General features: G+C 53.8%; 16 protein-coding genes. 7 read left to right on the forward strand and 9 right to left on the reverse strand.

Annotation, left to right across the window (positions count from 1 at the left end):
• The first annotated feature begins 71 nt into the window (after window positions 1-71).
• Window positions 72-596, forward strand: coding sequence for a phosphatidylglycerophosphatase A family protein (locus tag ACTID9_RS24090; RefSeq protein ID WP_441067458.1), 525 nt, complete (start codon window positions 72-74; stop codon window positions 594-596).
• Here the strand turns inward: ACTID9_RS24090 and ACTID9_RS24095 are convergent.
• From ACTID9_RS24095 to ACTID9_RS24110, 4 genes are all read right to left on the reverse strand, one after another.
• On the reverse strand, window positions 556-1,344 hold the full coding sequence (locus ACTID9_RS24095) for a TIGR01457 family HAD-type hydrolase (protein ID WP_441067460.1): 789 nt from the start codon (window positions 1,342-1,344) through the stop codon (window positions 556-558). The genes ACTID9_RS24090 and ACTID9_RS24095 overlap by 41 nt on opposite strands.
• A gap of 68 nt (window positions 1,345-1,412) precedes the next feature.
• Window positions 1,413-2,054 (reverse strand): helix-turn-helix transcriptional regulator, encoded by a 642-nt coding sequence (locus ACTID9_RS24100; protein ID WP_441067462.1) that lies wholly within the window; start codon window positions 2,052-2,054, stop codon window positions 1,413-1,415.
• A gap of 351 nt (window positions 2,055-2,405) precedes the next feature.
• Window positions 2,406-2,840: a DUF86 domain-containing protein gene (locus ACTID9_RS24105; protein WP_122919421.1), complete on the reverse strand. Its 435-nt coding sequence runs from the start codon at window positions 2,838-2,840 to the stop codon at window positions 2,406-2,408.
• Window positions 2,841-2,853: 13 nt separating this feature from the next.
• Entirely contained in the window at window positions 2,854-2,970 is a 117-nt protein-coding gene (locus tag ACTID9_RS24110; RefSeq protein ID WP_122919420.1) for an amino acid ABC transporter permease, read from the reverse strand.
• 138 nt (window positions 2,971-3,108) lie between these two features.
• On the opposite strand from ACTID9_RS24110, the gene glpX reads away from it, so the two are divergent.
• The 3 genes from glpX (at window position 3,109) to ACTID9_RS24125 (ending at window position 4,750) form a co-directional block, all read left to right on the forward strand.
• Window positions 3,109-4,083, forward strand: coding sequence for a class II fructose-bisphosphatase (glpX, locus tag ACTID9_RS24115; RefSeq protein WP_441067465.1), 975 nt, complete (start codon window positions 3,109-3,111; stop codon window positions 4,081-4,083).
• A gap of 9 nt (window positions 4,084-4,092) precedes the next feature.
• Window positions 4,093-4,362 (forward strand): DUF3055 domain-containing protein, encoded by a 270-nt coding sequence (locus tag ACTID9_RS24120; RefSeq protein ID WP_441067467.1) that lies wholly within the window; start codon window positions 4,093-4,095, stop codon window positions 4,360-4,362.
• 109 nt (window positions 4,363-4,471) lie between these two features.
• Entirely contained in the window at window positions 4,472-4,750 is a 279-nt protein-coding gene (locus ACTID9_RS24125) for a hypothetical protein (RefSeq protein WP_441067469.1), read from the forward strand.
• A 52-nt stretch (window positions 4,751-4,802) separates the two neighbouring features.
• On the opposite strand, the gene ACTID9_RS24130 is transcribed toward ACTID9_RS24125, so the two are convergent.
• Window positions 4,803-5,357: a YutD family protein gene (locus ACTID9_RS24130; RefSeq protein WP_441067471.1), complete on the reverse strand. Its 555-nt coding sequence runs from the start codon at window positions 5,355-5,357 to the stop codon at window positions 4,803-4,805.
• Between the two features lie 122 nt (window positions 5,358-5,479).
• On the opposite strand from ACTID9_RS24130, the gene ACTID9_RS24135 reads away from it, so the two are divergent.
• Window positions 5,480-6,424: a YhcN/YlaJ family sporulation lipoprotein gene (locus tag ACTID9_RS24135; protein ID WP_441067473.1), complete on the forward strand. Its 945-nt coding sequence runs from the start codon at window positions 5,480-5,482 to the stop codon at window positions 6,422-6,424.
• A gap of 54 nt (window positions 6,425-6,478) precedes the next feature.
• Here ACTID9_RS24135 and lipA read toward each other — a convergent pair whose 3' ends face one another.
• Together lipA and ACTID9_RS24145 are read right to left on the reverse strand one after the other, a co-directional pair.
• Window positions 6,479-7,366, reverse strand: coding sequence for a lipoyl synthase (lipA, locus tag ACTID9_RS24140; protein WP_441067474.1), 888 nt, complete (start codon window positions 7,364-7,366; stop codon window positions 6,479-6,481).
• 83 nt (window positions 7,367-7,449) lie between these two features.
• Window positions 7,450-8,727 (reverse strand): DNA recombination protein RmuC, encoded by a 1,278-nt coding sequence (locus ACTID9_RS24145; protein ID WP_441067476.1) that lies wholly within the window; start codon window positions 8,725-8,727, stop codon window positions 7,450-7,452.
• Window positions 8,728-8,826: 99 nt separating this feature from the next.
• Between ACTID9_RS24145 and ACTID9_RS24150 the strand changes: the two genes are divergently transcribed.
• Complete coding sequence (locus tag ACTID9_RS24150) at window positions 8,827-9,600, forward strand: LarC family nickel insertion protein (protein ID WP_441067478.1); 774 nt, start codon at window positions 8,827-8,829, stop codon at window positions 9,598-9,600.
• Here the strand turns inward: ACTID9_RS24150 and larC are convergent.
• Window positions 9,597-10,574 carry a nickel insertion protein gene (larC, locus tag ACTID9_RS24155; protein ID WP_441067480.1) on the reverse strand — a complete coding sequence of 326 codons (978 nt, stop codon included), beginning with the start codon at window positions 10,572-10,574 and terminating at the stop codon, window positions 9,597-9,599. The genes ACTID9_RS24150 and larC overlap by 4 nt on opposite strands.
• A gap of 137 nt (window positions 10,575-10,711) precedes the next feature.
• On the opposite strand from larC, the gene ACTID9_RS24160 reads away from it, so the two are divergent.
• Entirely contained in the window at window positions 10,712-11,740 is a 1,029-nt protein-coding gene (locus ACTID9_RS24160; RefSeq protein WP_441067482.1) for a M23 family metallopeptidase, read from the forward strand.
• Between the two features lie 34 nt (window positions 11,741-11,774).
• Here ACTID9_RS24160 and ACTID9_RS24165 read toward each other — a convergent pair whose 3' ends face one another.
• Window positions 11,775-13,826 (reverse strand): PAS domain S-box protein, encoded by a 2,052-nt coding sequence (locus ACTID9_RS24165; RefSeq protein ID WP_441072723.1) that lies wholly within the window; start codon window positions 13,824-13,826, stop codon window positions 11,775-11,777.
• Window positions 13,827-13,828 lie beyond the last annotated feature (2 nt).

Below are 13,828 nucleotides of genomic sequence, written 5' to 3' on the forward strand. Positions count from 1 at the left end.
TATTTTTCGCGGATAGAACCGGACGATTGGGGCAACCTATCAGTACCTTTTGGAAAAAGCGAGGCATTCGGATGAAATTCAGTCAAGTGAGCAGTAAACAGGTTTATGAAAAAGCCCTCTCCCTTTTGCAAGAACGGGGAGTGCGGATTGAGGATATCGCCGATATTGTGTTTTTTTTGCAGAAACAGTACGTGCCCAACCTGCAGATGGAGATGTGCATGGAAAGCGTTCATGCCGTGCTCAAAAAACGCGAGGTGCAAAACGCGCTGCTGACCGGTATCCAGCTGGATATGCTGGCAGAAAAAGGGCAACTGCTCTCCCCGCTGCAAGAAATGCTCGACGCGGATGAACCGTTGTACGGGGTCGACGAGGTCTTGTCGCTCGCCGTCGTCAACCTGTATGGAAGCATCGGGTTTACCAATTACGGCTATGTAGACAAGATCAAATACGGCATTTTGGAAAAATTGAACGACAAAAAGTACGGTGTCCATACGTGCCTCGATGATTTGGTCGGGGCGATTGCGGCGGCGGCCTCAAGCCGCATCGCCCATCGCGTCAATCAAGAAACGGAGAATACGCCTCCCACCACTGCGTAAGGCTGTCGGCCTCATAGGTAGGGTGAATGCAAAAGCGTTCAATATCCGCTGCCGTGGAGTAGCCGGTGTAGACGAGCAGGCTGTCGACGCCGCTGTTGCGTCCCGCCAGAATGTCGGTATGCAGATTGTCGCCGATCAGCAGTATGTCATTTTTGTCCAGCCCGAGCTTGCGCAAGGCGTAATCAACGATCAGCGGCTCCGGCTTGCCGACGACGACAGGCTCTGTCCCGGACGCGACCGCAACCGCTGCAACGATGGAGCCGTTGCCTGGCGCAAGCCCGTGTTCGGTTGGCAATGCGGCATCGTTGTTGGTGGCAAGAAATCGTGCACCCTGGCGAATCGCTTTGGCGGCGATCGCCAATTTTTCATAGGTGAAGCTGCGATCAATTCCTACCACGACGGCATCCGGCTGCGCTGCTGTCAACTGATAGCCTGCCTGCTCCAGCTCTTGCACCAAGCCTTGCTCACCGATCGCATAAATGGCGGCTCCCTGCGGCAGCTGGTCGCGCAAGTACGTCGCTGCCGCCATGCTGGTCGTATACACCTCCTCGCCCTTTGCAGGAATGCCCATCCCTTCGAGTCGGCGGGCTACATGTTCTGGCGAGGTGGACGAATTGTTTGTGAGAAAAAGGTACGGAATATTCCGCTTCCTGAGCTGTTCCATAAAGACCACGGCCTCCGGGATCGGCTCATTCCCCCGATAGATGGTCCCGTCCAAATCAAGCAAAAACCCTTTGTACCGTTTCATCGATGCCCTCCTGTTTCCACTGGGGAGATATAGAAAAAATCCACCCGATCGAGTGGATTGTTCATACGTTATTGTTCGGCTGCTGCGTGAATGCGGAAAACGCAGTGGTCTCCGCCTTTTGCCATGCAAGAGGTTTGATCCACTTCCGCTTTCAGCACGCGGCGGAACAGCGACAGCTCGCAGTTGCACGCCTGCGTGAATTCGCGAGCCACCTGCGCGATCGGGCAATTGAACTCTTTGATGAAAAAGTTGCCAGTCGTCGGGTCTTGCTCCCATTCGACCATATAACCCTTTTGGTTTTGCAATTCAGCCAATGTTTCCACGCGATCCCGCAGCTTGTCACTCGTGGACATCTGCGTCCGGTAGGCTTCTTCAAGCCTGTCTTCCCGGCGTTTGAACAAGCTTTCCACTTTGCCCAAGCCGTCCATTTCCCGCAAATCTTGCAGGAAATCAAGCGTCAGCGTGGAGTAGTTGCGCGGAAACAGCTCATCCGCTTCCTGGGACAAGGAGTATACGTTCGTCGGTCTGCCCATCGCTTGGCGGACGAGGGATGACTTGATCAGGTTGTCGCGTTCCAATGTATTAAGATGGCGTCGTACCGCCATTTCCGTAATGCCCAATGCAACCGCCATGTCGCTTACAGGCAGTGGTCCCTTCGTTTTCAACATGTTCAGGATTTGGTCACGGGTCGAATTGTTGTCGCTCGTCATCGTTATTCACCGCCCCTCTTTCTTACCATTGTATCCGAATTTCTCTCTTTAGTAAACATTTTAGTATAAAAAATGGCCTTAGACGGGCCAGTTGCCGTTTGGTTTGATGGTCCTAACAGTGGTTCAAGGATTTCCGGAAAAAAGCTCCACGACGTTATGACGTTACCCACAAAGGGGACGTCCTCAAAGCCTTGCCCTGCGCGACGGGTGTCTTTTCTCGGTTGTGATGTGTGCGAAGGCATCGTCAAGGCGCCGTCCTTCTTTTTTCCGCAAATCCCTTCACCTGTTTTGGTACGAAAAGATAGCACTCTATTGTCTGCGCACGGTACGCGCTTTTCATTTTTGACCAGACTAAAACAGCTCCTGCTTCAAATAAGCCTGTACCTTGGGGGCGAATGCCTCTAATGCTGGCAATGACTCCTCCACAAGGCGGACCATTTGCGAAACCGGAACTTGCGTATATTCATTCACGAGATGCTTGCGAAACAAAACCGTCTCCGTCAAGGTCTTCGCATCTTGATCGTCGATGACGCGCTCATCTCGCAAAATTTCAACGATATCGGTGTAGCTGCCTGGATCGCGCATGATGAAGCCGTCGATCAGCGCATTGCCTACATCAGCGATCGCTTCGATGGACAGGTGCAAAGCACGCTCCATCGCCACGGTCGAAACCCGGCTGTTCGCGATGCTTTGCTCGCCTTCCGCCACGAGTTCATGCAAAATTTCCAACATTTTTTTCATATGGGTTAAAACTTGTTCGATTTTTGTCGTATTAACGTCGTACAAGATGAATCCCCGCCTATTGTTTTTTCTTCTTGGACGCGCGTTTGGCGTACCATAGCGTGCCCACGAACGTAAGGATCAATGCGAGTAACACCAACTCGCCTTCTTGCAAATAAGAATTGCCACCCGTCATGGCTTTTCCCCCTTTTCTTCACCCAGTATACCAGAATTATCGTTTCTGTCACGATATATACTGGCGATTAAGCTGTCATGTGTTAAAATGTGTACGAACCTTGAACAACGATAGATTAACCGGCAAAAGGAGGACGACATGGACAGGGAACTGGCGCTAGAAGTAGTCAGAGTAACAGAAATGGCGGCGCTCGCTTCGGCGGAGTGGCTTGGCCGCGGCAAAAAAAACGAGGCGGACGGTGCGGCAACCAGCGCGATGCGCGCGATGTTCGATACGATCGCGATGCGCGGGACTGTCGTCATCGGCGAAGGTGAGCTGGACGAGGCGCCGATGCTCTATATTGGAGAACCGGTGGGCAATCAGGCGATCGAGTCTCCTGAAGTGGATGTAGCGGTTGACCCGCTTGAAGGCACGACCATTGTCGCCAAAGGGCACGGAAATGCCATGTCAGTCGTCGCGCTCGGCGATCGGGGAACATTGCTGCACGCGCCAGACATGTACATGATGAAGCTGGTCGTCGGCCCGCGTGCAAAAGGGACCGTCTCGCTCGACGATTCCATCGAAACGCTGATCGACAAGGTGGCCAAGGCCAACAACAAGCGCATTCAGGATGTTACGGTGATCATTCAGGAGCGCGAGCGGCACCAGCATATCATCGATGCCGTGCGTGAAAAGGGCGCACGGGTCAAGCTGTTCGGCGACGGCGATGTGGGCGCGGCGATCGCAGCCTGTTTGCCAAGCACGGGGATCGATCTGTTCATCGGCATCGGCGGTGCGCCGGAGGGCGTGATCAGCGCCGCAGCGATCAAGTGTCTCGGTGGCGAAATGCTTGCCCAGCTCAAACCGCAAAATGAAGCAGAACGGGAGCGCTGCGTCCGCATGGGCATTGCCGATCCTGACCAGGTTTTCACCCTGGACGACCTTGTCCGCGGCGATGATGCGATTTTTGCCGCGACCGGCGTATCGGACGGCGAGCTTTTGCAAGGCGTCCGCTATCTGGGTGACGATACGGTCGAGACCCACTCGCTGGTCATGCGAGCCAAGACCAAAACCGTGCGTTTCATTCGCGCCTTGCATAATCTTGAAAATAAACCTAATTTGACGTGGAAGTAGGTGCCTTGCATGAGTCATGAACGTTTTTACCTGTACGATGAAACGGAAAATGTCAACACCCGGTTCGTGAGCTTCACCGGCGAAACGGTCCGCTTTGACCTGATCATCCTGACGACCAGCCGCTTTTACGGCAAAAAGGTTGTCATCAACATCCAAAATGGCCGCAGCGCCATTATCGGCCACGACGATCTGGACGAGGAAGGCTATCTCGCCCACGCCTTCAATCTGAACGATGAGGAAGCGGAAGACCTGCATGCTTTCCTCGCGACCGTGATTTAGTTCCATTTTTTTTGCGCCCATTTTCAGCGGGACAACTCGCTTGCTGGGCTGATGCTCCGTATACTACATCGAGAAATCAGCTTTGTAGAAGGAGCGTCGATGAGTACCCATGCAAGAGAAACATAATTTTGAATCACAATCGCCTGCTGACATGCAGACTGCTGCTCCATTCGCGCCTGAACCCGTAAGATGGCACGATCATCACGAATCATCAAGGTTCAGGCATCACCATCATTACTATCCGTATTACCCATATTATCCGTACTATCCACCAAGCTACTATCCGTATTATCCGTATGCCCCCTATCCACCATACCCATATCCGTATTATGGCTATCGGCCGATCGGGGCTGCGGAGCAAAATGCGATCAGCAGCCATTATTTTTGACAAAAAAGCCTCTTTCTCGGAACGAACCGGAAAGAGGCTTTTTCGCGTTGAATCACGGATTGGTCGGTTTATGGTCGGAACCCCGCTTCTCACCCTGGGTCACTTTTTCCCGGTGTTGACGCGGTGGAAATGGTCGCTTCTGGTCACGATTGGACCGCTCATTGAAACGCTGTTCTTTTTGGCGGAATGGACGCTGCTTCTGCTCCTGTTTCCCCTCTTGCTGGCCGCGCGAAAAACGCGGTGGCGTTTCGGTACGCTGCACAACGATTTCGCTAATATCAAGCGCTTCCAATTCGGCTTGCGTCAGCTGCTCTGCACCTTCCCCACGCGAAATCGCTTTGGTGCGTCGCAGCACGAAATAAGGACAGCCAAAATTACAAAATTCTTGCAAGTATTCATCCAGCGTGGCGATCTTTTGTTCAAAGGGGACTTTCCGGTTTGTGTTCTCATAAAAGCCGCGCATCCGAAGCTGGCCATAGCCCCAGTCGCCCACAATAAAATCGTACTTGTCCAACACATCGCTGTACCGTTCCTTAAAGGCTTCCGGATTCCAACCGTTTCGGTTTTCTTCGATTAGTTCATAGATACCGGCTTGTGTGCGAATCAACCCAGCTTCCTCCTTTTGCGAGAACATCGATACCATCTTAACACATTTTTAGAATGTACACATGTTTTTCCCTCGAAAACAACGCTGGGCGTCCGGGCACATTATCTTCAGGAGGTGTTCCAATGAAAAAGACATGGCTTTACGGTGCATTGGCAGGAATGGCTTTGCTTGCGACAGCTTGCGGTAACAAAACAGCCGCTCCCGATTACAATCAGCCAGCAGGAACAAAGCTCCAGCAGTATGGGACAAATGCGGCCCATCGGATCGGTACTTACGGTACCATGCATGATGGAACCACCAACTACTACGGGACCGGCTACAACGGCTATGGCACCGTAGGCACAACCGGCTATGGCACTGGTACAGGAATCACCGGTACAGCAGGCACCGCCGGTTATGGCGCCACTGGCAACACGTATAACAACGGCTACAACACAGGCGGCTTGACGGGCTATACCGGTTACGGCGGGACAGGCTATCGCGGCGCAGGCACTTACAGCGCGTACGGCACCACGAATAATGCCGGCCTCCATACGCGCTACGCCACTGTTCCTGGCCAATCCATGTACCAGTCGACACGCATGAACACGGCGCAAAATAACATGCCATCCATGGGCTATGCGAAGATTGATGCCGTTCATGCGCGTACTTATTCGACTGCCCACAGCCGTGTCTATGTGGACCGCAATGCGCTCGCCAAAGCTGTCGCCGACGTTACCAACAGTGTTCCGGGCATCCGCAGCAGCACCGTTCTGGTAACGGATGAGGAGATTTTTGTCGGCTGCACCACGGACCACAAAAATGCGCACGACAGCAAAAACAAAGCCCGCATGAACGCCATGTCCATCGCTCCGCGCTATTACAAGGTTTATGTGACGGACGACCCTGGCATGATCGCCGAGCTGACGCGCGTCGCCAGCACGACCACCCACGCCAATTCGACGTTGCCGCAAAACGATTCGCAAATCAATGCCTTGATCAAACGTTTCGGCGGCATGACCGACCGTGAAGAGAGCAATCGGATGGGTACCCGATCCGACATGCATCACACGACCGGAATGAAATAACAGGTAGTAAAAATCCCCTGTACTTGCTGACAAGCCAGGGGATTTTTTCTTGCCTTATGATCCTTGGGCAATCGCTTCTTTGGCTGCATTCGCCTGCTCATGCGCATGATACGAGCTGCGCACCAGCGGTCCTGCCTCTACATGGCTGAAGCCGCGCTTCATGCCTTCTTCCTTCAACATGGCGAATTCGTCGGGATGATAATATTTTTCCACGGCGATATGCTTCTTGGTCGGCTGCAAATACTGCCCGATCGTCATGATGTTCACGTCTGCCGCACGCAAATCGTCCATTGTCTCCAATATTTCTTCAATCGTTTCGCCAACGCCGATCATCAAGCTCGATTTGGTCGGGATCGTCGGCTGCATCAACTTGGATTGGCGCAGCAGTTCCAGCGTCCGGTCGTATTTTGCACGCGCACGTACGCGGTCCGACAGGCGGCGCACCGCTTCAATGTTGTGGTTCAACACGTCCGGCTTCGCATCCATCACCGTTTTCAACGAATCCCAGTTGCCCATGAAATCGGGGATCAGCACCTCGATGGTCGCAAGCGGCAGACGACGGCGAATCGCTTGGATCGTTTCGGCGAAAATTTGCGAGCCGCCATCAGCCAGATCGTCGCGGGCGACAGATGTCACCACGACATGCTTCAAGCCCATTTGCTCGGAAGCTTCTGCGACGCGTTCCGGCTCAGCCAAATCTAATTCAGTCGGCAGCCCTGTCTTCACTGCGCAAAAACGACAGGCCCGCGTACAAATATCTCCTAAAATCATGAAAGTTGCAGTCCGATTGGCCCAGCATTCATGGATATTGGGGCACTTTGCCTCTTCACAGACAGTGTGCAGTGTTTTGCCGCGCATCATCTGCTTTAATTCCTTAAAGTTTGCCAGCTCCTCGCCCGAGACAAGGTTGATCTTGAGCCAGTCCGGTTTCCTTTGAATCATTTGGCCCCACTCCTATTACTCTGATTTCCTCCTATTATAGTGTAGTCCTTTTCCAAGGAGCAATAGCAACGAGGCGCAAAAGGTTACTCCAATGGAACCGTTTCCAGCTCAGGAAACATCCGGCTGGCTTCTGCTGTCGGCAATTCTTCCACATTTCGCAAGTTTCGTTCAATCGCGCGCGTGCGCACCTTCGCGCTATCGATCGCATTCGTTGCCTCCTGGAGCTTCTTCTGCGTTTTCTCCAGCACATCGCCAAACTTGCCGAATTCCGTCTTGGCGGCTCCCAACAGTTTCCACACTTCGCTCGACCGCTTTTGGATCGCCAGCGTGCGAAAGCCCATCTGCAGACTGTTCAGCAAAGCGGACAGCGTGGAAGGACCGGTTACAATGACGCGGTGCTCGCGCTGGAGCGCATCCCATAAGCCCGGGCGGCGCAGCACTTCCGCATAAAGACCTTCGATCGGCAAAAACAAGAGGGCGAACTCCGTGGTGTGCGGAGGCTCGATGTACTTGTCGCGGATCGTCCGCGCCTCGAGCTTGACCCGCGTCTCCAGCGCTTTGGCAGCTTCTGCCGCAAGCTGAACATCGCCTGATTCCTGGGCATCGAGCAGCCGCTGGTAGTCTTCCAGCGGAAACTTGGAATCGATCGGCAGCCACACATGGCTGTCAGAGCTGTCGCCCGCCGGCAGCTTGATGGCGAATTCCACCCGTTCGCTGCGGCCGCTTTTTACCGCGACGTTTTTTTCATACTGCTCGACGGTCATAATTTGTTCCAGGAGCGACTCCAGCGCGATTTCGCCTAGCGTGCCCCGCGTTTTCACATTGGAGAGAACCCGCTTCAAGTCGCCCACGCCCGCCGCGATCGACTGCATTTCCCCTAATCCGCGGTGCACCTGCTCCAGCCGTTCGCTGATCATCTTGAACGAATCGCCCAGGCGCTGCTCCAGCGTCGCGTGCAGCTTCTCATCGACGGTCTGCCTCATTTGCTCCAGGCGGCGGCCGTTGTCTTCCTGCAGCTGTACAAGCTTTTCCTCCAATGTCTGCCGGACTTGCTCCAGCTTTCGTTCGTTCATCAGTGTAAGCTCATGCAGCTGCGACGACATCGTCTTGTGGAACGTGCCGAGCGAATGTGTCAGCTCCTCGCGCATTTGCTTGGCGGCGGCATTTCCTTCCTGCCGGTTGTGGATCGCTTCCTCCTTCAGGCTGCGCTCTACCTTTTCCTGCGCTTTTTCCAATGCGTACAAATGCTGCTTCAGCTGTTCCTGCGGCTTTTGGTTCCCTTTTCGCAATAGCAGCACGACCAGTAAAACCAAAATGATTGCGTTTACTGCAAGCGAAATGGACAACAACAGATTTTGCATGGCAAATCCCTCCTTTGCTACATGACAAGCCATGTGGCCAATGTTACACTTATGGGCAATCTCAACTCCGATTATTTGGTGGAAAGGAAGACTTCACCCATGAAAATAGCTTATTTGGACTGTTTTTCCGGCCTGAGCGGCGATATGACGCTAGCGGCGCTCGTGGATGCGGGAGCAAACCGGGAAACGATTGAATCCGAGCTGCGCAAGCTGTCGCTGGGCGATTTCCGGATGGAATGGCTGTCCGTCATGAAAACCGGCGTCCACGCGCTCAAGCTCAATGTGATCGACCTGCATCTTGAGCAGCAAGCCGAACAGGCCAAAGCCAACCCTTTTCGCGTGCTGCACAGCCATCCCCATGAGCATCGCCGCTACATGGAAATCGTCGCGCTGATCGAAGCGGCCGGACTGTCACGGCGCGTGACACAAAGAGCGCTCGCCGTCTTTGAACAAATCGGCAAGGCGGAAGCCAAGATTCACAACATCCCGCTCGACACCGTTCATTTTCATGAAGTCGGCGCATTAGACTCCATCGTGGACATCGTCGGCGTCGCCCTCGCGCTTGAAGACCTCGGTATAGAGCAGCTTTATTGCGGGCCTGTCCCAACCGGAAATGGCTATGTACGCTGCGATCACGGCCTATATCCTGTACCCGCGCCAGCCACGATGGAGATTCTCAAAGGGATTCCGCTGCGCGCCAGCACGATCGAGAAAGAGCTGACGACGCCGACCGGAGCAGGGATCGCTGCCGCACTGGTCACGCAGTTCGGCCCGTTGCCCGGCATGACGGTCGAGTCCATCGGTTATGGCGCTGGCACGCGCAATCTTCCCGACCAGCCGAACGTGCTGCGCGTCATGATCGGCACGCTTTAATCATCCTCGAGCGTTTCCGCGAGCCGGATTGCTTCCGTATACACCGTTCCGAGCGGCACGCCCGCCTCACGCGCCCGCTTTGCGCACGCCTCATATTCCGGTGAACTCTGCACCCGCTTGCCGTGATGGTATCCGAGTTTGACCTCTACCTCGCCAAAGCGGGTTTTCACTGTGACCACCCGCCTTCCCAAACGGTGAACCGCTGCCGGAAAATAGCGGATACCAAACGTTGTCGTCTCCTCGAACAAGATCGTCTTCAGCGCGTCGAGTTGGCTTTGGTAACAAAGGACTTGCAGCATGCTGCCCTGCCTGCCTTTTTTCATGGTCAGCGGAATCACGGACACATCGTTTGCGCCTGCTGCAAACAATCGTTCCATGCAATACGCCAGCCATTCGGGCGTACAATCATCCAGATTGGCTTGCAGCAGCATCATCCCTTCATCGATATGCTCCTCGCCATGCTGCCTCATTTCCCGTTGGTGAATCTGCGCCTGCTCGACGCAGTCAACCAAAAGGAGTGCTGCGCCTTCATTCAACGCAACCTGCTCCACCTTCACAGGCTGCTGCGGCATGCTTGATGCGCCGATCGATTTCAGATAAAGCAGCGCAAGCGGTGAAAGCCATTTATCGGCAGACAGTTCCTCACGAATTGCAAACCCTGTCAAAAGTGCATACTGAGAAACGGGAAACTGCCTTGGCACGATCAACGGAGCAACCATCCACTCCATCGTGACAAATGGACTTTGAGCGAGTTCCCGCAAGGCGTCTATCTCTTCTTGCCACCAGTCATCAGGCGCCTGATCGGCATATGGAGCTGCGACTTGCAGGATCTGTTCGATCCATGCTTCCCGCTGCTTATCCGTCCAAACCGGAACCGTTGCCGTCATCGGCACGATGCCAGCCGCAAGCTCGCGGCATAATCCTGCCAGCGCTGCGAGCGTTAGCGGCCGATCGCTTTTCAGATAAAGCTTCACGCGCCTTCCCCCTTCCTTTTTGGCATCATAGCACACGTTGTTTGATCTCTGTCAAACCGGAATGGAAAATGCTGCGAGCATATTTATCGCCGACCTGTTGAAACTAGATGGGGAGACTATTGGCTGGAGGGAAATAGATGAGGATCTTCTGCCGTCTTATTGTAAGCACATGCATTTTATTCGTTTCACTTATGGCCTTTTCAGCCCCGTCATTCGCAGAAAAAAAAGACCAGGCTGCCTTGGACAAGGCACGAATGGATTTATATGTGCAAATGGAGCAATTGTATGCGATCCCCTGGTTTTATGTCGCGGCGATCGATCAATATGAACGCACCATGGTCCGCAAGAAAAAAGGGGCGAAAAAAGCGGAGCCCCAGCCCGGTACCGATCGCGTCACATCGATTGTGATACCGCCCGAGAAGTGGTCCGGTTTTTTCAATCCGGAAGATGACGATTACGATGAAGCCTCGATCACCTTTTTTGAAGGCATCGGCAAAGACGGCTCCGGTGATCAAAGAGCGGATCAGGCCAATGATCTGGATGTGCTGACAACGATTACCAACTATTTGGCTTCCTACGGATTCTCTCGTGAAGACTTCCGCATCGGCCTGTGGAATTATTACAAGAAAGATCTCGCGGTGAGAACGATCGACCAGTTTGCCCGCATCTATGAAAAATATGGCCGGCTTGACCTGCACCAGCATACATTCCCGATCCCTGCGCGATATGATTGCAGCTACAACAACACATGGGGCGATGCGCGCGGATGGGGCGGACGCCGCATCCATGAAGGCACCGACATTTTCGCGGATTATGGAACCCCTGTGTTAAGCACGGGCTACGGCATTGTCGAGGTAGTCGGTTGGAACCGCTATGGCGGCTGGCGCATCGGCATGCGTGACATGGATAACGTGTACCATTATTTGGCCCACCTGTCTTCTTTCCGCAAAGGGCTGAAGCCGGGAGATATCGTCGAACCCGGACAAGTCCTCGGCTATGTCGGCAGCTCCGGATATGGAAAACCCGGTACATCGGGCAAGTTTCCCCCGCATCTGCATTATGGGATGTATCGGGACATGGGGAATGACGAATGGGCGTTTGACCCTTATCCGTATTTGAAAAGATGGGAGCGGCAGAAGGTCAGAAGTGTAAAAAAGACACAGTAGATGCAAAAAGAGCGATCGAACGCTCTTGATCGCTCTAGGATAGCGACTGAAAATGGACAAAAAAAGTCGTCCCTCGCTCGCTTGTCTTGATGTGGATGGATGCGTGGTGCCGTGCCGCAACACTGTAGCACACGGCCATGCCCAGCCCGGTGCCTTGGGATTTCGTCGTGAAGAACGGCGTGCCAATCTTGTCCAGAATCTCGTCGGTGATTCCGGTTCCTTCATCGGCAATCTCCAGAATAACCTCGTCATCCTTCGGATAAGTCCGGACGGTCAAATTGCCGCCCGGTTCCATCGCTTCCAAGCCGTTCAGCGCCAGATTCAGCACGAGCTGGCGTATTTCTTTTTCATCGAGCAAAATATTCGGGCAATGATGCAGCTCCAGAAGCACATGCTTGTCAGATAGCAATGCTTCGGCCTGGATGAGCGGATACAGCGCATCGATGATGACATTCAAATTTTGCGGATACCGGTTGGTCGTCCGATTTTTGGCCAGCGTCAGAAATTCGGTAATGATTTCATTTGCCCGATCAAGCTCTGACACCATCAAATCCACATATTGGTGCATCGGCGCGTCCGGCATGCTTTTGGACATTTGCAAAAACCCTCGCACAGTCGTCATCGGGTTGCGGATTTCGTGGGCGATCCCCGCCGCCATTTCGCCGATGAGGTGCAGGCGATCGAGCCGGGCCATTTCTTTTTCAAGCAGAATCTGCTCGGTAATGTCGGTGACGACGCTCATAATGCAGCGTTCCCCCTCGATGTCGATCATCTCGCAGGAAAGCAGCCCCTCACGCAAGTCGCCCGATTTGGTATAATAGCATATTTTGGCGTTTCGGGCCGATTCGTCCAGCTCCGGCATCCGTGCGACTTGTTCGCCTTCCTCCGCTTTGAAATACATCTGCAGCAAGTTATCCGTATTGTCGATCACAACCTGGCTATCATATCCCGTCGTATTCAGCCAGCTTTCATTTACGGTCAAATACCGGTGGTCATGAAGCGAGCGAATCGCAATCATGCTGGGGCTGGACGCGAACATTTTGCGAAACCTTTCCTGCGACCGCCGCAAATCCACCGTGCGCTCCTCGACGAGCCGTTCCAGCCGATTGTATTGCTCCTTCCGCTCTTCTTCCAGCCGCTTTCGCTCTGTAATATCCCGGATCGAGCATACGAACATCTGCATGTCTCCCAGATTCGCCTGTCCGACCTGGATGTCGCCGGGAAACGTAGACCCGTCCTTACGCTTGAAGCGCGCCTCAAAGATTTGCCCGATTCCTTTGTCATGCTGATTCAGTCCGAAAAAATCGCCAATCCCCATCCGGCAGCGTGTAAACGTATCCGCTTCATCGAGAAAATGCCGAACATGACGGCCGATCACCTCTGCTGGCGAGAAGCCGAACATGCTCTCTACTGCCGGATTGGCTGTCACGATGAAACCGTTCTGGCTCATGGTGATGATCGTATCCACGGAGGTTTCCCCGATGATCCGGGCCAGTGCCTCGGTTTTTTTCAACTCGGCTGTAAGGCGCTCCAGCTTTTGGTTCGCCTGTTCCAGTTGAAGGGTTCGCTGGTTGAGCTTGACGAACCCTTCGATTTTTCGCTGCAACGCTTCGGGATGAAACGGCTTGAATATGTAGTCGATCGCCCCCACTGTGTACCCATGCAGGACATGCTCCGTCGCCTGGCTGATCGCGGTGATGAAAATGATGGGAATATGCTTCGACTTTTGCCGCGCCTTGATCAGTTTCGCTGTTTCAAAGCCATTGATGCCAGGCATCTGCACATCCAGAAGAATCAGCGAAAATTCCTCTTTGAGAACCCAGCGCAAAGCCTCTTCCCCGGAGTTCACGCTGACCAGCCGGTATTCCGACGAGCGCAAAATCGCTTCAAGTGCCAACAAATTTTCCGGCCGGTCATCCACCAGAAGAATGTTGGTTTTCGGCGGCTCGTGTTCGGCGCGAAGAACGCGCTGGATGTCCTCCGCCTCTGCGGGAAGACCGGCTTTGGCGAACGGCGCTTGGCCCATTCGCCTCAAACGCGCGACAATCTTTTTGCGCGGTGACGGATTTTGCTCAGTGGGTAACATGG

The organism is Brevibacillus fluminis (assembly GCF_052072235.1).
In the GTDB taxonomy this organism is placed as follows: Bacteria; Bacillota; Bacilli; order Brevibacillales; family Brevibacillaceae; genus Brevibacillus_D; species Brevibacillus_D fluminis_A.

Excerpts from the sequence above, each read along its gene's own strand:
- ACTID9_RS24090 (WP_441067458.1), top strand. The coding sequence starts at position 72 with ATGAAATTCAGTCAAGTGAGCAGTAAACAGGTTTATGAAAAAGCCCTC.
- ACTID9_RS24095 (WP_441067460.1), bottom strand. The coding sequence starts at position 1,344 with ATGAAACGGTACAAAGGGTTTTTGCTTGATTTGGACGGGACCATCTAT.
- ACTID9_RS24100 (WP_441067462.1), bottom strand. The coding sequence starts at position 2,054 with ATGACGAGCGACAACAATTCGACCCGTGACCAAATCCTGAACATGTTG.
- ACTID9_RS24110 (WP_122919420.1), bottom strand. The coding sequence starts at position 2,970 with ATGACGGGTGGCAATTCTTATTTGCAAGAAGGCGAGTTGGTGTTACTC.
- glpX (WP_441067465.1), top strand. The coding sequence starts at position 3,109 with ATGGACAGGGAACTGGCGCTAGAAGTAGTCAGAGTAACAGAAATGGCG.
- ACTID9_RS24120 (WP_441067467.1), top strand. The coding sequence starts at position 4,093 with ATGAGTCATGAACGTTTTTACCTGTACGATGAAACGGAAAATGTCAAC.
- ACTID9_RS24125 (WP_441067469.1), top strand. The coding sequence starts at position 4,472 with ATGCAAGAGAAACATAATTTTGAATCACAATCGCCTGCTGACATGCAG.
- ACTID9_RS24135 (WP_441067473.1), top strand. The coding sequence starts at position 5,480 with ATGAAAAAGACATGGCTTTACGGTGCATTGGCAGGAATGGCTTTGCTT.
- lipA (WP_441067474.1), bottom strand. The coding sequence starts at position 7,366 with ATGATTCAAAGGAAACCGGACTGGCTCAAGATCAACCTTGTCTCGGGC.
- ACTID9_RS24145 (WP_441067476.1), bottom strand. The coding sequence starts at position 8,727 with ATGCAAAATCTGTTGTTGTCCATTTCGCTTGCAGTAAACGCAATCATT.
- ACTID9_RS24150 (WP_441067478.1), top strand. The coding sequence starts at position 8,827 with ATGAAAATAGCTTATTTGGACTGTTTTTCCGGCCTGAGCGGCGATATG.
- ACTID9_RS24160 (WP_441067482.1), top strand. The coding sequence starts at position 10,712 with ATGAGGATCTTCTGCCGTCTTATTGTAAGCACATGCATTTTATTCGTT.
- ACTID9_RS24165 (WP_441072723.1), bottom strand. The coding sequence starts at position 13,826 with ATGTTACCCACTGAGCAAAATCCGTCACCGCGCAAAAAGATTGTCGCG.